The sequence below is a fragment of the Aquimarina sp. 2-A2 genome, assembly GCF_045505135.1.
GTDB lineage: Bacteria > Bacteroidota > Bacteroidia > Flavobacteriales > Flavobacteriaceae > Aquimarina > Aquimarina intermedia.
Window position 1 is genome coordinate 260,224 of sequence record NZ_JBJKFI010000004.1, and the last position, 20,727, is coordinate 280,950.

Consider the following 20,727-nt stretch of genomic DNA (forward strand, 5'->3'; position numbering starts at 1 on the left):
TTTTGTAACTTTAAATACAAATTGCTCTAGTATGCCATTAGCCTCTGAAAAATTTAAACTTATACCTGAGAAAACGTCTCTCTTTCTCATTGTACTAAAAACAAATGGGAAGGTGTTATATTACAATAACGCTTTTGAATGTTTTCTTTCCAATATTGAGCTATCCGAAGAAAGTAATATAAAAAATTGGATTGTAGATGAGGACAAAAGTATTTTTCAAGACGTCATTCAGAATTTAAAACTTAACAAAGCATCTCAAACGGTTATACTAAGACTTTGGGTTAGCAATGGTGTACTCAACTACATAAAATTTGATTTTAGCTTCGCTGAAGGGCTTATTCAAGCGACCGGAATGGATATCACCGAGGAAAGCAAGGAACAACAGGCACTTTGTTCCCTGTCCAAATTGACCAATACCGGAGCTTGGTTTTATGATGTAGAAAAAAAACAACTCTTTTGGTCTACAGAATGTTTTAGTATTCACGAAACTGCTATAGATGAAAACATAACGCTAGAGAGAGCTTTCAAGTTTTTTAAAGAAGATAGAAGATCTACTATCAAACAGCACTTTGATGAATTACTAAAACTTCAAAAGGAATATGAATACGTTGAGAAAATTTGCACAGAAAAAGGCACTGAGAAGTCGATTCGAGTAATTGCCAAACCTGTGGTACAAAACAGTAAAGTAGTCTATGTAAATGGCGCTATTGCAGATGTTACTGAACAACATAACTACTTGGAACAATTAAAAAAATCGGAAGAGACAAAACATCTGGCTCTAAAAGGAATTCGATCCGGGCTTTTTGATCATAATGTTTCGGATAGTAAAATAAGGTACAGTAATTCCTTTAAAAAGATGCTGGGCTTGTCTTTAAAACATGACTATGTAACAGAAGATAGCTTCTTGGGAAGAATACATCCTGATGATCTGGAAGAAGCCATTGTAAGACATCATCAAAATCTACAAAAAGACGACAAGCACTATTACAACTACTATAGAATAAAACATCACAACGGAGAATATCGCCATTACGATGTCTATGGATATAAAAAATTAGATGCTTCTAACAATGTTACTCGTATCGTAGGCAATTTAATTGATGTCCAAGATAAGAAAGAACGCGAGCAACTAATTGCTGAGCAAGCAGGTCGGTTACGTGCTATGATTAATCATGGATTTGATTATGCAATCCTATTAGATACTAAGGGTAAAATTCTAATGGCTGATAAGGATACAGTTGACATAATAAATAAAGATTTTAATATTAATCCCTTGGTTACCCCCAGTTTATTTATTGATGTGATGCCGGTTAACTTTAAAGTACCCTTTGCTCATGAATTTAATGAGGCGTTAAAGGGAAATGTAACCAAAAAACAAATCGAACGTATAGCAGATGATGGACAAATGCATTGGCTACAGGTGTCTTATGCTCCTATCTGCGACCAAGATAAGGTTGTCCACTCGGTACTCATTACATTTCAAAATATTACCGATCTCAAATTAGCAGAATACAAAATAAAAGAAGCTCATTTCAAAGAACAGGAATTAAGCAATCTGAAGTCCAATCTGTTATCCGTGTTTAGCCATGAGATTAGAACGCCTCTCAATGGAATTATAACTATTTCAAAGCTTTTACTTGATGAGCATACTATAGAAGAACGTGACAAATTAGTAGATTATCTCGATGAAAGTAAAGATCGGTTGTTAGAAACGCTAAACAATCTTTCCAATTATAGCGAAATAGAAACAATTCAGTCAACCTTAAAGTTAGAACCGACAGATATAAATTTTGAAGTCGAAAGTTGTTTTAGAAATTTAAAACATCAGGCGCAGTCAAAGCGTCTGACCTACGAATTACATTTAAGTAATACGACGCCTATTGCTATTATAGACAAAGAAGTATTGTCAACTGCACTACATAATATCATTCACAATGCCATCAAGTACACTGAGAAAGGAACAATTGATATTGAAGTTATAGATATAGCTAAGAAGGATTTAGTGCACATCAATATTAAAGATACAGGTATAGGTATCGATAAGAAAAACCTAAAAAAGATATTTGATCCTTTTGTACAAGAAAGCGTAGGTCTAAGCCGAAAATATGAAGGAACCGGTATTGGACTAAGCCTAGCTAAACGTTTTATTGAAGTTTTGAAAGGAACGATCACTGTAAAAAGTCATATTAATAAAGGAACTAATTTTCAAATTGTAATACCAAAACACTTATGAAAATTTTGTATGTAGAGGATAACAAAATCAACGCGGTAGTCATGGATAAAATGTTATCTAAAAATGCCTGCGATGTCATCACCGTAGCAAATGCAAGCACTGCTCTTCAAGAAGTTAGTGCTGATTTCTTTGACCTTATATTGGTAGATATCAATTTAGGTATAAATCAAATGGATGGTTGCGAACTTCTTAAAAGATTTCGCCTTATGGATCCTTTAAAAACAAAACCTATATATGCCGTTACAGCCTACGCGTTACCGGGAGATGAAGCACATTTTTTAGAGAAAGGGTTTGACCAATACTTCTCTAAACCTGTGGATTTCGAGAAACTCTTAAACGCTATAGAAGCTATAGCTCAATAAAACGATTAGTAAAACAGAGTCTACCTAATTTGATTAAAACGAATACCTAATTCACTTTCTAAAGCACGAATTGTTTTTAATTCTTGTTTTACAATCAACGCCAAAGAAACACCTGTTTTTCCGGCTCTGGCAGTTCTTCCACTACGGTGCGTGTAATACTCAAACTGATCAGGTAATTGATAATGTACCACAAAAGCTAAATTATCCACATCAATTCCACGGGCTGCGACATCCGTAGATACCAAGTATTGAAGTTTTTTATTTTTAAAAGCGCGCATCACTTTATCCCGGTCTTTTTGCGTCATTTCACCTTCTAATAGACCAACCTCGTAATTTTTGGCTAGTAACTGTTTTGCCAGAATTCTAGCGGCAACTTTTGTCTTCGTAAAAATGATGCCTCTACTCTCTTTTTTGGTTTTCAAAAAGTAAGTAAGTGTGTCCAGCTTACTTGCTTCTTCACCTACCACAAAATTATGATCTATATTTTTATTAACCGTAGCATTCTTATCAACTGTAATTCTTACTGCATCTTTACTAACATATGAATTGATAATCTCATTGAGCGCTGCCGGCATAGTTGCAGAGAATAACCATACATTTCGTTTCCCTTTGGTTTTGCTCAAGATGGTGGTTAAATCCTTTTTGAAACCCATACTAAGCATCTCGTCAGCCTCATCCATTACGATTGTTTTTATCGTGGAGATATCAACAGCTTTTTTTTCTAATAGATCTATTAATCTACCCGGTGTGGCTACGATGACATGTGTAGGTCTTTGCAACCTTTTAATCTGTCTGTCAATTTTTTCTCCACCATACACGGACTCAGCAAAAATTTTATCTGTGTGTTTGGTGAATTTAAAAAGCTGTTTTGCAATTTGTTGTCCTAACTCTCTGGTAGGAGCTAAAACAAGTGCTTGTGTTTTAGGATTATTAGCATCAATTCCTGCCAATAAAGGAATTCCAAAAGCGGCTGTTTTACCAGTACCCGTTTGTGCTTTTCCGATAAAATCAGTAGCACTATTAAGTAGAATAGGAATAGCTTGCTCTTGAATTTTGGTAGGAGATGTAATTCCCATTTCCTTTAATCCCATGTTCAGTGCCTTAGGCACTCCTAAATCTAAAAAATTCATATACTCTTGCTTTTATTGCGCAAAAGTAATCTATTCTTATTAACTGACTCTACTTACCCAAAAGTTATCTATCCCGAAACATTCATAAAATAAGTAAATAATTGCTTATTTTGAGATAATCCTTTCTTATGGGTATGGGACTTTTGCATGCAGAATCCTCCATGGCAATTAAAGTCAAAACCTCCATCAGATGATAAAATCGAATGTAAAGACATGGTAATATCTAAATGTCTGGAAGAACTTAACACAGCAACCTTAATGAATGAAGAAGCAGCGTCGTGATCATGCAGCTCCAATACTTCGACGGTATGCGTCATATGATCACTGATTGCAGTTTTATCGATTGATTGTGATACCGCAGTGGATATCCCCATACACACCATCAAGCAAGTAAAAAGTAAATGTTTTTTCATAGATCCAATTTAAATTCATAATTCCTAAACTTGAATCGAAAATACGTATCACAGGAAAAAAAGACATGTGTAGTATAATTCAACTCATAAAAACATAGACAAAGTACATAAAAAATCGATAAAGTGTATAAAAAGTTTAAAATTTAACTGTTAAACTTATTTTTTATCAGAATAAACCTAATGTATTCGAGGCGTGTTCAGGAAGTTTTAAATCCAAATTGAGGCGCTCATTCAATTTTTGAATAAAGTAGGTGGCCAGGAGCGGTGATTCTTTTTCTACGTTCTGGTGGATAAAAAAATGTAGTTTTTCCAGTCCCAAGCCATGCCAAGTCGCCAGTCGATCTACCCATTCGTCGAGACGAGTATAATCCGATGTATGATTTGCACCGACATAGCGAATAAAAGCTTCTTTGTTGGTAAGACGCATGTGTAATAAATCTCTTCTGCCTGCCGTATCTGTAATGATTGACGCTACTTTGTATTTTTCTAAGACCTCATTAAGTCTAGTGAAGTTTTCTCCCACATACCAATCGGGATGCCTCAATTCAACCGCGAGCGGTATGTCGACCGGCCATTGTTTTAAAAAGTTTGTGAGTCTTTCGATATGAGAAGGAGCAAAATTACTGTGCATTTGCAAAAAGATAGTACCTAACTTTTCTTTAAGTCTAACGGCATTGCTAAGATATTCATCTACTAGAGGTTGCACATCGTCTGTAAGCCTTTTAAAATGTGATATATTTTGAACTAATTTAGGAAAGAATTTAAAATTTTGAGGAGTTTTGAGGTACCACTTCTCAAACTGATCACCAGTAAACATTCGATAAAAAGTAGCGTTAAGCTCTATAGCGTTAAATTGAGTCGCATAATAGCGCAATTCGTCCTTAGTGCCTTTTGGATAAAAGCCTTTTAAATCTTGTTTATTCCATTTAGCACAACCTAAATATGTTTCAAGGGACTTACTTTTACCAGACATAAGAACACGTTTTGTATCCGGGTAATCCTCCGGGAGAGAAAAATCAATGGTCTCCGGATTCTCAACTTTACCAAATTTCATAACGAAATTGATTTTAGAATAAATTCTTATTATATGGTATCCAATATATAAAGAAATTTAAACCTATAATAAGGTTAGGTATGATTTATGATTCCCTTAATATAAAGATAGCACAGGAACAGTATTTTAGTAATCACAAAACACACTTTATGAAATTTATACCCACGGCCGTTATTATCATATTGACTTTTATATCTACCAGTGCCACAGCACAAGATGCCAATAGCTTAATTAATACACATATCGAAAAAACCGGCGGTCGGGAGAACTGGGAACGTATCGATGGAATAAAAATGACTACTTCTGTCAATTTTAAAGGTTTTAATCTACCCATGTCGATCATCTCAACTTCAGATGGAAAACAAGCAATGATTGCGCAACCGTTTGGTCAGGACATTGTACTTTTTGCTTCAGATGGAAAAACTAGTTGGGCTAAAAATCCCATGACACTGCAAACCGAAAAATTAAGCGAAGATCAAGCGGATCAGATGAAAAAAATATCTGACATATTTCCTAATCCGTTATTGCGATATAGGAAAAATGGTTTTGTTGCCAACCTAGTCGGTAATGCAACCGTAGGAGGTAAAAACACATTTAAAATTGAGCTGAAAGAAACAGAAAGTATGGACACCACCATTTTTTATCTGGATACTACCACCTACCTTCCCGTACGTATCGAAAAAACAGTGAATAATGAATTAAACACCATAGAAATCAAAGCATATCAAACTATCGACGGAATGGTATTTCCGGTTAAATTTTCCAGAAATGGTACGGATGCCGAAATTAATACCATTGTTTTGAATCCTGAAATTGACCAGAACCTCTTCAAATTTCCAGGCTAACCCTATCCAAAAATTGTTTACAACTGGTTGATAATTAAAAATATCACCAAACACAAGCAAAAAACATAAGCCTTATATTTAATAAAACAATTTAATATGGAAAACAGAGCATACGAACTTATCGCACTACGTCCTGAAATATTGAATGCGAGAGTCTCCCCAAACATGACAACTGACGAACAGTTTCAAAATAGGACAATCAGGCCTATTGTCAAGCTACAGAACGATTTATTAATTGAAGTGTTTAGAAATTATGTTGCCAAGCGAAAAAACACATTCTACGAACTTTCTGTTGATCTACGCATGGCTTTTATAGAAAATGCGATCCAAAAGGACATGAAGTTCAGAAACATTTTAAAAGGTATCGTAATTGGGCAATTTACAGTCGATGAATATATACAGTACACAAAAAATTCATCATCTCTAAACAAACGTATGATGAATATCGTAAAAGAGCGTCTTCAAAGTAATATTCAATTGCTGGATTTAACCCGAGCGGTGTAATCAAAAAACTAAGGAAAAAAATAACCCCCTAAAGTGTTTATACTTTAGGGGGTTTATTGTTATATAAATCCGTTACTTATGAGAAGGATTAATTCCCTCCTTCAAGAGCCTTCAATTTATTATTCATCTCTTCTGCACGAGGATCATCTATTTGGTAGTAGATGTTCATCAACGTACGTACTACTTCTACATTGTCAGGATCACTCTTAAGTGCACCATCCAGGTAAGGGATCACACTCTTGTAAAGTTCTTCTCTTTTAAGCTTAAGTGCATCATATTTCTTATAATCACTACTACTGGTTCCTAGCGCATTCATTTTTTCAACGATAGCACTTTCTCCACTTAAAATAATAGAAGCAATATTAAGTTGAGCTGCTCCATAATCAGGTTTAAGCTCTAATGCCTTTTTATAATACTCAATAGCTTGCTCGTTATTTTCTAACTTAGAAGCACTCACCCCGAGGTTGTAATAAAGATCAGGGTTTTCAGGATCGTTTGCCACGATCTGTTCCATAATTTCTTTATACTTAGCTATGTTACCTAACTTGTAAAACATATCAGCTTCAGATTGCATTAAAGAAGCATCATTAGGATTCTCCTTTTTGGCATCAGCCATTGCTTGCATCGCTTCCTCATCTTTACCCTGACTAATATAAATCAAAGCGATGTTCTTTGCTATTTCGGCCTTTTTAGAATCTGTTAATCGCTCTTGCGGCTTGATAAATTCACCGGCTTTCACCTGAATATTCATCACTGATTTTGAAGGAAAGATTTCTTCTTCTCCAGTTTCCTTATTAATAGCAACAAATTCTTTCTGAATTCCGGTAAAACCAAGATCCTTTAACTCATTATAATAATTTAAAGCAGCATCATAATCTTTACCATTCACCGCGTTAGAAGCAGCGTAATAAAGATAAATGGTGTCTGTTTTATTTGTTTTATATCCTAAATATAACTTGTCAGCAGCACCTTTATAATTTTGCTTGTTTTGATCTTCGATTGCCTTTTCAACTAATGACTGACGGATTGTTTGTAAACCTTCACTAGCATCTACACTATATTTTGAGTTTCCAGCAGCATTCTCAATTTCTACCACCTTAGCATATGCCATTGCAGCACCTTCAATATTAGCGATATCATTTTTATCTGCCGCTGCATTAAATGCTTCAGCTTTTAAATAGTAATATTGAGCTTTTTGCTTCTCATCAGCAGTGTTTAATTGTGCTTCTGCTGCTTTCAAAGCCTCATTAGCAATTTCTATATCTCCTGATTTGAGAGCTTTAGAAGCAGATTTAAGGGCTTGTTTTTGAGAAAATCCAATAGCGCTTACTGATAGTAGTAATGCTAAAACAATTCTATTCTTCATCATGTTACGTTTTATTAGTTTTTATTCTTCCGAGTTGTCATCAATAGTCGTGCCATTAGCAGTATTATCAGCATCTTCGGCTACAATGTCATCCATTTCTTCGTCAAGCACAACGTCTTCTTCGTCATGCATTACTTTTGCTACAGCAGCTATTGAATCTTTACCTTTTAAGCTAATCAATCGCACTCCCTGTGTAGCACGACCCATTACTCTCAGTTCTTCAATTGCTAAACGAATAGCGATACCGGATTTATTTATAATCATAAGATCATCGGCATCCGTTACATTTTTTATTGCTACTAATTTACCTGTTTTTTCGGTAACAGAAATAGTTTTAACACCTTTTCCTCCCCTATTTGTGATTCTATAGTCCTCTAAATTAGATCGTTTACCGTATCCATTCTCTGAAACTACCAAAATATTACTATCCATATCATTTACAGATACCATCCCAATAACTTCATCTTTTTCATCTGCCAGTCTGATTCCTCTAACCCCAGAAGCTCCTCTTCCCATAGGTCGAGTTTTTTCCTCTTCAAAGCGAATCGCTTTACCTGATTTTACAGCTAACATCACCTGACTTTTCCCATCCGTTAGTTTTGCTTCAAGCAATTCATCGCCTTCTTTAATAGTGATCGCGTTGATACCATTAGTTCTCGGACGAGAATATTGTTCTAAAGATGTCTTTTTGACCTGACCTTTTTTCGTTGCCATTATGACATAATGCGAATTGATATAGTCTTCATCTTTTAGATCCTGGGTACAAATAAATGCCTTCACCTTATCATCACTTTCAATATTGATCAGGTTTTGAATGGCTCTACCTTTGGACGTTTTACTTCCCTCTGGTATTTCATACACACGCATCCAGAAACATTTTCCTTTTTGTGTAAAGAAAAGCATGTATTGATGATTCGTCCCAACAAATAAATTTTCTAAGAAATCCTCGTTTCGTGTGGTACTTCCTTTTTGTCCTACGCCTCCTCTATTTTGTTTTTTGTATTCATTCAGAGAAGTACGTTTGATGTATCCGGCATGTGATATAGTGATTACCACTTTCTCATCCGGAATCATGTCTTCAATACTTAAGTCTCCACCTGCATACTCGATTTGAGAACGACGCGCGTCTCCGTATTTCTCTTTTACTTCAAGTAATTCATTCTTGATGATATCCATTCTACGATCTTTTTTCTCAAGAATATCTTTAAGATCTTCGATAGTTTTCATCAAATCTTCATACTCAGCTCGTAATTTATCCTGCTCAAGACCTGTCAACTGTCTCAAACGCATTTCTACGATTGCCTTTGCTTGTATTTCTGTAAGCTTAAATCTTTCAATTAACTTTTCTCTGGCTTCATCTGCATTTGAAGAGGCTCTGATTAAAGCAATCACTTCGTCAATATTATCAGAAGCAATGATAAGTCCTTCTAGAATATGAGCGCGTTCTTCTGCTTTTTTCAATTCATACTTTGTTCTACGCACTACCACTTCGTGACGATGCTCAACAAAATAGTGAATCATATCTTTTACATTAAGCATTTGCGGTCTTCCCTTAACCAATGCAATATTATTTACACTAAAAGAAGATTGTAATGCCGTATGCTTATAAAGTAAGTTTAATATGATATTAGGTATCGCGTCTCTCTTCAAGATATAAACGATACGCATCCCTTTTCTGTCAGACTCATCACGTATCGAAGAAATACCTTCTATTTTCTTTTCATTAACAAGGTCGGCAGTCTTTTTAATCATATCTGCCTTATTCACCTGATAAGGAATTTCAGAAACCACGATACATTCGCGTCCATTTACCTCTTCAAAACTGGCTTTACCACGAATAACTATTCGACCGCGACCGGTTTTAAAGGCTTCACGAACACCATCATAACCATAGATAGTTCCTCCCGTAGGAAAATCTGGTGCCTTAATATGCTGAATGATTTCATCAATCTCAATATCTTCATTGTCAATATAGGCAATGGTTCCATCCACAACTTCTGATAAATTATGTGGTGGCATATTCGTTGCCATACCAACTGCAATACCAGAGGCTCCGTTAATTAGTAAACCGGGAACACGCGTTGGTAAAACTGTTGGTTCTAATAAGGTATCATCAAAGTTTAACGTATGATCTACCGTATCTTTATCGATATCGGCCAACATATCTTCTGATATTTTGCGCATACGTGCTTCGGTATAACGCATGGCTGCAGGACTATCTCCATCTACAGAGCCAAAGTTACCCTGACCATCAACCAACATATAACGTAAACTCCATTCTTGAGCCATACGAACCATCGTATCGTAGACAGAAGTATCACCATGCGGGTGGTACTTACCTAAAACTTCTCCGACAATTCTTGCAGACTTTTTATGAGCACCGGTGGCCCGTACGCCTAACTCATACATTCCAAATAAAACTCTTCTGTGTACTGGTTTTAAACCATCGCGTACATCAGGCAAAGCACGAGAAACAATAACCGACATCGAATAATCGATATACGCTGATTTCATTTCATCTTCAATATTGATAGGTATTAGCTTTTCTCCTTCAGCCATAAACTTAGTTTTGTTCTTACATTATTTAATAACGCGCTAATTTAAGAAATTTAGGACTGTATTAACAACCGTTCGCCTTTGTAATATGAGTAATTTATTAACAATATAACCGCGTACAACGGTTAATAAGTACTGCTGACAACATTTTGAAATTTAAATACTTTTTTGTCTATTTACTAAAATCAAGGTAAAAATGTAATTTTTATACAATTTACTTCTACAACGGGTAATCGATACGACTGACAATTGATCATTTGCCCTCCTACAATGTTAAGATTGGTTAAAGGGAATAGTTTTTGCCTGTTACATAGTAAAAATTACTATTTTAGTTAAAGAAAAAGAAAGAGAATTTTATGGATGATAATTTTTCACCTAGAGTTAAGGATGTTATTGCTTATAGTAAAGAAGAGGCGCTGCGTTTGGGCCATGACTTTATAGGTACCGAACATCTTATGCTGGGATTATTAAGAGATGGGAGCGGAAAAGCAATTAGTATTTTAGATGCATTGGATATTGACTTAACTAATTTAAGAAGAAAGGTTGAGATCTTGAGTCCTGCCAATCCGGATATAGCCATTGCGTCTAATGAAAAGAAAAACTTACACCTCACCCGCCAAGCGGAGCGCGCTTTAAAAACTACATTTCTGGAAGCAAAACTTTTTCAAAGTGCTTCGATTAATACTGCGCATCTGTTGTTGTGTATATTGAGAAATGAAAACGACCCCACTACTAAACTTTTAAATCGTTTAAAAGTCGATTATGATAACGTTAAAGACCAATTTAAGTTTATGATCACAAATGAAGAAGAATTTATAGAAACTCCACAAGCAGAGTCATTTTCTGAAGATGATGACTTAAGTGGAGATAGCTCAAAAGAAAATCCGTTCAACTCCCCATCTGCTGGCAAAACCACCAAAAAATCAAAGACCCCTGTTCTTGATAATTTTGGTCGGGATCTCACCGCTATGGCAGAAGAAGGCAAACTGGACCCAGTAGTTGGTCGTGCAAAAGAGATTGAACGTGTTTCTCAGATTTTGAGCCGTAGAAAAAAGAACAACCCATTACTAATTGGAGAACCTGGTGTTGGAAAATCAGCTATTGCAGAAGGTTTAGCCCTTAGGATCATACAGAGAAAAGTATCCAGAATACTTTTTGACAAACGCGTGGTTACCCTCGATTTAGCAAGTCTTGTAGCGGGTACAAAGTACAGAGGTCAGTTTGAAGAACGTATGAAAGCAGTTATGAATGAGCTTGAAAAAAATGATGATATCATTTTGTTCATTGACGAAATTCATACCATTGTTGGTGCCGGTGGTGCTACAGGAAGTCTTGATGCTTCAAATATGTTCAAACCTGCCTTAGCTCGTGGCGAAATACAATGTATCGGTGCTACTACCCTCGATGAGTATAGACAATACATAGAAAAAGACGGAGCCCTGGAGCGACGTTTCCAAAAAGTTATTGTGGAACCTACAAATATTGAGGAGACCATAGAGATTTTGAATAATATTAAGGATAAATATGAGGATCATCATAACGTGAGCTATACACAAGAAGCTATTGAAGCCTGTGTAAAATTGACGAATCGTTATATGACGGACAGATTTTTACCGGACAAGGCAATTGATGCTTTAGATGAGGCTGGATCTCGTGTACATATCACAAATATAGATGTTCCCAAAAAGATTCTTGATCTTGAGAAGAAGCTGGAGGATGTACGAGAACTCAAAAATAGTGTTGTTAAAAAACAAAAATACGAGGAAGCTGCCAAATTGCGAGATGATGAAAAAAATCTGGAAAAAGAACTTTCATTAGCACAGGAGCAATGGGAAAAAGACTCTAAACTTCATAAAGAAACTGTATCCGAGGATAATGTTGCCGATGTGGTTTCTATGATGACAGGGATTCCTGTAAATAGAATTGCACAAACCGAAAGCAACAAATTAGCTGAATTACCCAACCTGATTAAGGGTAAAGTAATTGGACAGGATGAAGCCGTTTCTAAAGTGGTTAAAGCAATTCAACGTAATCGTGCAGGACTGAAAGATCCGAATAAACCGATTGGTTCCTTTATTTTCCTAGGACAAACGGGTGTAGGTAAAACGCAACTTGCTAAAGTGCTTTCAAAAGAATTGTTTGACAGTGAAGACACGCTGATTCGTATCGATATGAGTGAGTATATGGAGAAGTTCGCTGTATCCAGATTAATCGGTGCACCTCCGGGATATGTTGGATATGAAGAAGGTGGACAGTTGACAGAAAAAATCAGAAGAAAACCCTATTCTGTAGTACTTCTTGATGAAATAGAAAAGGCACATCCCGATGTATTCAATATGATGCTTCAAGTATTAGATGATGGATATCTTACGGATAGCTTAGGACGAAAAATTGATTTCAGAAACACGATTATCATCATGACTTCAAATATCGGAGCGCGTAAGCTTAAAGATTTTGGACAAGGAGTCGGTTTTGGCACCTCCGCAAAAAAATCACAAACTGATGAGTATGCACGGGGAGTTATTGAAAGTGCTTTGAAAAAAGCTTTTGCACCAGAATTCCTTAACCGAGTGGACGATGTTGTTGTTTTTAACGCTTTAGAACGTGAAGACATTCACAAGATTATCGATATCGAACTAAATAAGTTATACGGACGTATTAAGAACATTGGTTACGAATTAAACCTGACAGATAAAGCAAAAGACTATATTTCTGATAAAGGTTTTGATAAGCAATACGGAGCTCGACCGCTAAAAAGAGCAATTCAAAAGTATATTGAAGATGCTTTGGCTGAAGAAATAATCAATTCTCACTTAGCCGAAGGAGACAGTATATTTATGGATATGGATGAGGACGCTGAAAAGTTAGTAATCACCATTAAAAAAGCTGAAAAATCTACAGAATCGTAGTAATAAATTAATACTATAAAAGGATAGGCCTCGCAAAAGCGAGGCTTATTTCTTTTTAACATTATACATTAGTTAACAAAACAACCCCAACGTGAATTATCAAAATATTAAACCGTATCACAAATGAGACGTCCAAAGGCAATTGCAAAATATAATTTGGATTTTTGCTCATTAGAACTGCATAAGAATTACATGAAAGCAGAAATTAATGAAGGTGTGTGCATCACCTCTGAGATTACTGCAACATTAACAGAAATCGCCTTACAGTTTTTTGAAAATCGTCCTTTTGTATATCTCACACATAGAGTTAATTCGTACGCTGTAGATCCTACAGTATATTACGAAACCTCTAAGATTGAGAATTTGGTAGCATTCATCATTGTCTCTGACCAAATTATTCACAAAAAACAATCTGAAATAGAAAAAACTTTTTTCAAAAAGGAGCTTAGATATTTCGAATCGATGGAAAAAGCTTTAGCATATAAAGATGAGGTTCTCAGCTGTATAGAAAAATAATAAGATATTTCGTTACCAACTAACCAAAATCTTATACCAAATTGAGTGGGTGTCAAAATAAAAAGGAGTATAAACCCTATTGTTTATACTCCTTTACATTTCTATACATTAAGATTGTTTACTTCGCAATATTTACCGCTCTGGTTTCACGTATTACTGTTATCTTAACCTGACCGGGATATGTCATATCTGTCTGAATTTTTTGAGAAATTTCAAATGACAGGCTTTCAGCTCGTTCATCATTTACCTTTTCACTCTCTACGATAACTCTTAATTCTCTACCCGCCTGTATTGCATAGGCTTTCTTAACTCCGCTAAACCCAAAGGCAATCTCCTCAAGATCTTTAAGACGTTGAATATACGAGTCTAATACTTGTCTTCTGGCACCTGGTCTTGCACCACTAATGGCATCACACACTTGTATAATTGGTGAAATTAAGGAGGTCATTTCAACTTCGTCATGGTGAGCTCCAATAGCATTACAAACCTCTGGTTTCTCACCATATTTTTCTGCCCACTGCATTCCTAAAATTGCATGAGGTACTTCGGTCTCAGTATCAGGCACTTTACCAATATCGTGTAATAACCCTGCTCTTTTAGCTAATTTAGGATTCAATCCTAACTCCGCAGCCATCACTCCACACAATTTAGCGACTTCACGTGAATGCTGCAATAAGTTTTGTCCATAGGACGAACGATATTTCATTCTACCCACCGTCTTAATCAATTCTGGATGCAATCCATGAATTCCTAAATCAATAACAGTACGTTTACCCACTTCTATAATTTCTTCATCAATCTGTTTTCTGGTCTTTTTAACCACCTCTTCAATTCTGGCAGGGTGTATTCGACCGTCGGTAACTAACTTATGTAATGACAATCGAGCAACCTCACGTCTTACTGAATCAAAACAAGAAAGAATAATAGCCTCTGGAGTATCATCGACAATAATCTCGACACCCGTAGCAGCTTCAATCGCTCTAATATTACGACCTTCTCTTCCTATAATTCTACCTTTAACATCATCACTTTCGATATTAAAAACAGATACACAGTTCTCTACAGCCTCTTCGGTACCAATACGCTGAATGGTATTAATAATAATTTTCTTAGCCTCTTGCTTTGCCGTTAATTTAGCCTCTTCGATACGATCCTGAATAAGTGCCATAGAGTCAGCTTTGGCCTGCTCTTTTAGAGATTCTACCAACTGTTCTTTTGCTTCATCAGCAGATAAGCCGGAGATAACTTCCAGTTGTTGTACCTGGCTTTTGTGAAGCTTCTTTAATTCGCTACTTTTCTTTTCTAGGTATTCGGTATGCTTATCAGTTTCTTTAAGCTTCGCTTCCAGCTCTGCACTTAGCTTTTTATTTTTTGCCAGTTCATTAGAAACCTGTGATTCTTTATCACGGGTTCTTTTTTCTGCATCAGCCATTTTTTTATCTCTGGAAAAAATAACTTTTTCATGCTCTGATTTGAGCTCAATGAACTTTTCTTTTGCCTGTAGTATTTTATCCTTCTTAATAGATTCCCCTTCACTTTTTGCCTCTTTAATTAAGCGATCAGACGTTTTTTTAGCATTAGAAAGTATTTCAGAAGCTTTATTACGTTCCATCACCTTAGCGATAACAAAACCCACCGCTATTCCCGCTATGGTCGCAACTATTAAGAATATTATATTATCCATAATTTAAATTTAATATTTGTGTATAAAAAAGCCTGCACTAGCATGGGTTTTGTATAAACTCTGTAAAAACAGGTTTAGGGCTAACAAGCTGGTCAAGAATCCGCTCAAGGCGGCGCGCTTTTACAACTTAAACTCACCCTTTTGAATTAATTCTTGTTGAGTTTATCAAAAAATACGACTAGTGCAGGCAGTAACCTTATGTCCTATGATATGAACGTTATGATAAATGCTTATCTAACAAATCGCTTAATACCGTAAGGCGAGTTGCTACATTATTTTTATCATTATCTTTATCTATTCCTTTTTGTTCCACTTGTGCTGCTAATTGCAAAGCACACATAGCCAAAACGTCTTGTTTATCTCTCACTGCATAACTCTGCTCAAATTGCTTGATCATTTCTTCGATCTTCTTTGCGGCCTTTCTCAATCCTTCTTCCTGTTCAGGATTTACCGTTAGAGGATAGACACGATCGGCAACAGTAATTTTAATCTTCAGCTTATCGGCCATTTCCCCTTTATTATTCTGAGAGTTGCGCTATACACGTATCAATCTCTCGTATCAAAGCATTTATTTTGAGCTTAGTTTCTCTTTTATATTCGTCACTGCCTAACATTGCATTAGCATTTTTAAGGGCACTGAACTTTTCTTCCCACTGCCTTAATTGATCTGATTGGACTTCAGCATTTCGCCGAAACTCCCCTATCTTACGTTCCAGATCGATATTCTGTTGCTGTAAATGATCATAACGATCCAGCAACCTGCTTATCTTATCTTCCAGAGAATCAATAGTCCCAATTAAATCACTCATTATTTAGCTACGCAATACTTCGTTACACAAAGTTAACATACCAATTGAAAAATCCCAATAGTTTTTAAACTAATTTTGATGTGGGAGCACAACCAAATTCAATCTACTTATAATTAATGGTTTATGAAAATTAGAAAACATATTTTCTATATTCAAATCAAAATTTTTACATTTACCAACTATGCGTGTAATCCCCTTACTTTTTCTATTTATATCGATTGCTGTATTCGCACAAAATACGGATACAACATCCAATTTTATACCTCCATTACCGATCACTTTGATGACCTCGGGAACATTCGGTGAATTACGTTCCAATCATTTTCATTCTGGTTTAGACCTGAAAACTAATGGGGTCGAAGGTATTCCTGTTATTGCTAGTGCAAGCGGCACGATTGTTAGAATTAAAGTATCTCGTTTTGGTTATGGTAAAGCTTTATATATCAAACATCCCGATGGTAAGTCTTCTGTATATGCGCATCTTAAAAAATTCAATCCAAAGATCGAAGCGTATGTAAAAAAACGACAGTATGCTAAGGAGTCCTACGACATTCAGCTGTATCCAAAATCTGGGCTGTTACAGGTATCACAGGGAGATACAATTGCCTACAGTGGAAATACAGGGGGAAGTGGCGGGCCACATCTGCATTTTGAAATTCGAGATAAGAACGCACGCCCAATGAATCCGATGGCCTACGGAATTGAAATTTTGGACACTAAAAAACCTATCATTCAAGACCTTTATATCTACCCTCAAAATGACGCCTCGCATGTCGAAATGAGTAGAGAAAAATATAAAGTCGCACTGCAGTTACAAGCTGACGGCAGCTATCGTGCTGATGAAATAAAGGCTTTTGGAAAACTTGGAATTGGAGTTGCTACTTATGATCAGCAGGATTTAGCTCCTAATAAGAATGGCGTATATGCTATAACTTCGACGGTCAATGGTTCGCAGAACTTTGGGATCGAAATGAATCGTTTTAGCTTTTCTGAAACGCGATACATCAACCGATTAATTGATTATGCGCACTATAAAGATAATCGCATAAAAATTGAAAAACTTTTTATCGAAAAAAACAATCCCTTGTCGGTTTACAAAAACGTTAAAGATGATGGCTATATCTCGGTACAGGACAGTTTGTCCTATCTGGTCAAAATATCAGTAAAAGATTATTCGGGAAATTCTATCGCCATTCACATTCCTATACTCGGAGAAAAAGTCAGCCTACCATCAGCCGTAGATTCAAAAACAGATTTTTTTGCCTCCTGGGAGGAGGATTTCGTCTATGCTGGCAATCAAGTCGATGTACACATTCCCAAACACAGTTTATATGAAGACGTATACTTGGATATTACACAAGACAAAGACACGATTCGAATTCACAAAAAAAGTACGCCGCTTCACAGAAATATGAGTATAGCATTTGACGTTTCAAAGTATACGAATCAGGACAAAAAGAAGCTTTACATTGCCCGAGTGAATGAACAAAACAAAACGTACTACTGTTCGACTAAAAAAAGTGGAGATCGTTTCATTACCAAAACGCGTACATTTGGCACCTATACCCTGGCAAAGGATACGGAACCACCTACAATTATGCCACTTAATGTTGCGGATAACAAATGGATCTCCAATGAGAAATTTTTAAAGTTTAAAATCAATGACAATGATAGTGGAATAGATAGTTACCGCGCAACAATAAACGGGAAATTCATTTTGATGGAATATGATTATAAAACCGGGATGCTTGTGTATGATTTCAACGATGCTGTAGAGACAGCTACAGAAAATAATTTAAAACTTACTGTGAAAGACAATGTAGGCAATACGGCCATTTATACTACCACATTTTTCAGAAAACAGCTTTTACAACCTTGAAAAACCTACTCACCCTCTCGCTCCTTCTTTTATTGTCTGCATTTTCTACCCTACTCAGTCAAACTGCTACTTTAAAAGGTGTAATTCTAGACACAGATAAGAAACCTGTAGTCGGAGCCACTATTTCTTATAATGAGATCGGCACACAAAGCGATAGTAATGGGGTGTATCAATTAAGTATCCCTTCCAATACAGAATTTGAGATTACGATCGCACATATCGGCTTTAAAAACATCCGTTTCAAAATTAAGTTAGCTCCCAATCAGGTATACGAGCTTAATCCTATTTTAAAACAGGACATCGAACAAATTACAGAAGTTATCCTTTCTGGCAGTGAGCGAAAAGACATTGAAGGTTTAGCTACGTTGGATCCGGAAACTATTAGATCCACACCCTCTGCCAATGCGGGCGTTGAAGGCTTACTAAAGTTATTACCAGGTGTTAGTAGTACAAATGAATTGAGTACGCAATATTCGGTACGTGGCGGTAATTATGATGAAAACCTGGTCTACGTAAATGATATTGAGGTCTACCGTCCCTTTTTGGTACGATCGGGACAACAAGAAGGTCTCAGCTTTGTGAATAGCGACTTGGTGCGTACTGTTGATTTTTCTGCCGGAGGATTTCAAGCAAAATTTGGAGATAAACTATCCTCGGTTCTGGACATCACCTATAAACGTCCTACCAACATCGAAACCTCGGTCAAACTAAGCTTATTGGGTGCGAGCGTTGCTACACAGGGAGTGACAAAGAACAAAAAACTCAGTGGTATTTTGGGATTTAGGTATCGGGACAACAGTATGTTGGTGGAAGCCAAACAAACTGAAACCAATTTTAATCCCCGCTTTGCAGATGTGCAAACATTTCTCACCTATACCCCTACTTCTAAAGTAGAAATGAGCTTTTTGGGAAATTTAAGCCTTAATAATTATTCCTACGAACCTCTAACCCGGCAGACCAATTTTGGTACAGTCAATAATACCCAGGCGCTTTTGGTATATTATCAAGGACAGGAAGAAGATCGATATACCACCTCTATGGGAGCAGTTAAAACAACCTATCGTTTGAGCGACGCTGTAGACCTAAAACTTATAACCTCTGTATACCATACCAAAGAACAAGAATACTATGACATTTTAGCCCAATATGAGCTAGGCACCGTAAACAACGATATTGGAAGTGAAAATTTAGGTGAAATTGAATTTAGCGAAGGTATCGGTTCGCAACTTACGCATGCACGAAATGATCTGGATGCTTTATTCTATAACATTGAGCACAAAGGAAACTACCACAAGAACAATCATCAATTCGAGTGGGGTGTTAAGTATACTTTTGAGAACATAAAAGATCGCATTCAGGAGTATGAAATTGTTGATTCTGCCGGATTTTCCATTCGTCCGCCGATTAATGATTTTAAGAATGATCAACCCTACACTCCGTATACAAGTCCGCTACTTCCTTTTAACTCCGTTCGTGCACAGAATGATATTGACATCCAAAGAATCTCAGGATACCTTCAATATAGCATACGCGAAACTATTGGCGAACATAAATTTTGGTCCAATATAGGCTCTCGGTTTCAACACTATACTATTTCGGGAGATCAAATCGTAACGAATAGCGAAATCATTATTAGTCCGAGAGCTCAAGTAGCCTTGCAACCGGATTGGAAAGCAGATATGCTTTTTAGAATTTCGGGAGGGCTCTATTACCAACCTCCTATGTATCGAGAATTAAGAGATCTCACAGGCACGGTAAACTCTGAGGTCAAAGCTCAAAAATCAGTACATATTGTTCTCGGCAACGACTACAGTTTCTTACTATGGAATCGCCCCTTTAAACTTTCTACAGAACTTTACTATAAAGAATTGTCCAATGTTAACGCTTATACGGTAGAGAACGTTCGGATTCGATATGCTGCTAACAATAATGCCAGAGCGTACGCACAAGGAATAGATCTACGCCTGAATGGTGAATTTGTTACCGGTACAGAAAGCTGGGTCAGTTTAAGTTATCTCAAAACAGAAGAAAATCAGAATGATCGCGGGTATATTGCCCGACCAACAGATCAACGCATTAAAGTTGGGGTCCTGTTTCAGGATTATGTCCCCACCATTCCTAATCTGAAAATGTATCTTAATATGGTGTATCAAACAGGAGTGCCCGGTGGATCGCCATCAAATGCTGATCCTTATGAATATCAAAACAGGCTCCCAGATTACAGGCGCGCGGATTTAGGAATTTCTTATGTACAGGTAGACGCCAATCAACCTGAAGCAACTCCAAACTGGCTGAAGATTTTTAATGATTTGAGCGTTGGATTCGAAATTTATAATGTGTTTAACAATCAAAATTCGATTACGAATACGTTTGTACGAGATGCGTCATCACAACGTCAATATGCAATTCCAAATTATTTAACTGCGCGTACTTTTAATGTAAAGTTAGCAATGAAGTTTTAACAAAA

Annotated in this window: 16 protein-coding genes and 1 other RNA gene; 8 read left to right on the top strand and 9 right to left on the bottom strand. The window is 36.4% G+C overall.

All coding sequences use genetic code 11. From position 1 onward, the window contains the following. The first annotated feature begins 31 nt into the window (after window positions 1-31). The gene (locus tag ACJRPK_RS11910; protein WP_407140178.1) at window positions 32-2,233 is read left to right on the top strand and encodes an ATP-binding protein; all 2,202 of its coding nucleotides are present in this window, start codon (window positions 32-34) and stop codon (window positions 2,231-2,233) included. After that, on the top strand, window positions 2,230-2,595 hold the full coding sequence (locus ACJRPK_RS11915) for a response regulator (RefSeq protein WP_407140179.1): 366 nt from the start codon (window positions 2,230-2,232) through the stop codon (window positions 2,593-2,595). The genes ACJRPK_RS11910 and ACJRPK_RS11915 overlap by 4 nt, the downstream gene beginning before the upstream one ends. A 20-nt stretch (window positions 2,596-2,615) precedes the next feature. Here ACJRPK_RS11915 and ACJRPK_RS11920 read toward each other — a convergent pair whose 3' ends face one another. The 3 genes from ACJRPK_RS11920 to ACJRPK_RS11930 all read right to left on the bottom strand — a co-directional run bounded on the left by ACJRPK_RS11920 (window position 2,616) and on the right by ACJRPK_RS11930 (window position 5,192). After that, window positions 2,616-3,725 (bottom strand): DEAD/DEAH box helicase, encoded by a 1,110-nt coding sequence (locus ACJRPK_RS11920; RefSeq protein ID WP_407140181.1) that lies wholly within the window; start codon window positions 3,723-3,725, stop codon window positions 2,616-2,618. Window positions 3,726-3,793: 68 nt separating this feature from the next. Then, a complete protein-coding gene (locus tag ACJRPK_RS11925; protein ID WP_407140183.1) occupies window positions 3,794-4,138 on the bottom strand; it encodes a hypothetical protein in 345 nt (114 codons plus the stop codon). A 166-nt stretch (window positions 4,139-4,304) separates the two neighbouring features. Then, window positions 4,305-5,192 carry a DUF72 domain-containing protein gene (locus ACJRPK_RS11930; RefSeq protein WP_407140185.1) on the bottom strand — a complete coding sequence of 296 codons (888 nt, stop codon included), beginning with the start codon at window positions 5,190-5,192 and terminating at the stop codon, window positions 4,305-4,307. A 149-nt stretch (window positions 5,193-5,341) separates the two neighbouring features. Between ACJRPK_RS11930 and ACJRPK_RS11935 the strand changes: the two genes are divergently transcribed. Together ACJRPK_RS11935 and ACJRPK_RS11940 are read left to right on the top strand one after the other, a co-directional pair. Beyond that, complete coding sequence (locus tag ACJRPK_RS11935) at window positions 5,342-6,037, top strand: hypothetical protein (RefSeq protein WP_407140187.1); 696 nt, start codon at window positions 5,342-5,344, stop codon at window positions 6,035-6,037. Window positions 6,038-6,133: 96 nt separating this feature from the next. Next, window positions 6,134-6,541, top strand: coding sequence for a glyoxalase (locus tag ACJRPK_RS11940; protein WP_407140189.1), 408 nt, complete (start codon window positions 6,134-6,136; stop codon window positions 6,539-6,541). An 88-nt stretch (window positions 6,542-6,629) separates the two neighbouring features. Here the strand turns inward: ACJRPK_RS11940 and ACJRPK_RS11945 are convergent, their stop codons facing one another. After that, window positions 6,630-7,907, bottom strand: coding sequence for a tetratricopeptide repeat protein (locus ACJRPK_RS11945; RefSeq protein WP_407140191.1), 1,278 nt, complete (start codon window positions 7,905-7,907; stop codon window positions 6,630-6,632). 21 nt (window positions 7,908-7,928) lie between these two features. Beyond that, a complete protein-coding gene (gene gyrA / locus ACJRPK_RS11950) occupies window positions 7,929-10,466 on the bottom strand; it encodes a DNA gyrase subunit A (RefSeq protein ID WP_407140192.1) in 2,538 nt (845 codons plus the stop codon). 353 nt (window positions 10,467-10,819) lie between these two features. Here gyrA and ACJRPK_RS11955 point away from each other — a divergent pair, with 353 nt between their 5' ends. Together ACJRPK_RS11955 and ACJRPK_RS11960 are read left to right on the top strand one after the other, a co-directional pair. Next, window positions 10,820-13,372 (top strand): ATP-dependent Clp protease ATP-binding subunit, encoded by a 2,553-nt coding sequence (locus tag ACJRPK_RS11955; protein ID WP_407140194.1) that lies wholly within the window; start codon window positions 10,820-10,822, stop codon window positions 13,370-13,372. 123 nt (window positions 13,373-13,495) lie between these two features. Further along, window positions 13,496-13,888: a hypothetical protein gene (locus tag ACJRPK_RS11960; protein WP_407140196.1), complete on the top strand. Its 393-nt coding sequence runs from the start codon at window positions 13,496-13,498 to the stop codon at window positions 13,886-13,888. Between the two features lie 118 nt (window positions 13,889-14,006). Here the strand turns inward: ACJRPK_RS11960 and rny are convergent, their stop codons facing one another. From rny to ACJRPK_RS11980, 4 genes are all read right to left on the bottom strand, one after another. Next, a complete protein-coding gene (rny, locus tag ACJRPK_RS11965) occupies window positions 14,007-15,572 on the bottom strand; it encodes a ribonuclease Y (RefSeq protein WP_407140198.1) in 1,566 nt (521 codons plus the stop codon). 55 nt (window positions 15,573-15,627) lie between these two features. Beyond that, a non-coding RNA gene (gene ssrS, locus ACJRPK_RS11970) (6S RNA) lies at window positions 15,628-15,734 on the bottom strand. A gap of 55 nt (window positions 15,735-15,789) precedes the next feature. After that, window positions 15,790-16,080 carry a cell division protein ZapA gene (locus ACJRPK_RS11975; protein WP_407140199.1) on the bottom strand — a complete coding sequence of 97 codons (291 nt, stop codon included), beginning with the start codon at window positions 16,078-16,080 and terminating at the stop codon, window positions 15,790-15,792. Between the two features lie 10 nt (window positions 16,081-16,090). Beyond that, window positions 16,091-16,381: a hypothetical protein gene (locus ACJRPK_RS11980; RefSeq protein ID WP_148783824.1), complete on the bottom strand. Its 291-nt coding sequence runs from the start codon at window positions 16,379-16,381 to the stop codon at window positions 16,091-16,093. Between the two features lie 181 nt (window positions 16,382-16,562). Between ACJRPK_RS11980 and ACJRPK_RS11985 the strand changes: the two genes are divergently transcribed. Together ACJRPK_RS11985 and ACJRPK_RS11990 are read left to right on the top strand one after the other, a co-directional pair. Beyond that, a complete protein-coding gene (locus ACJRPK_RS11985; protein WP_407140201.1) occupies window positions 16,563-18,260 on the top strand; it encodes a M23 family metallopeptidase in 1,698 nt (565 codons plus the stop codon). After that, entirely contained in the window at window positions 18,257-20,722 is a 2,466-nt protein-coding gene (locus ACJRPK_RS11990; protein WP_407140203.1) for a carboxypeptidase-like regulatory domain-containing protein, read from the top strand. Before ACJRPK_RS11985 ends, ACJRPK_RS11990 begins: the two co-directional genes overlap by 4 nt. The last annotated feature ends 5 nt before the right edge of the window (window positions 20,723-20,727 follow it).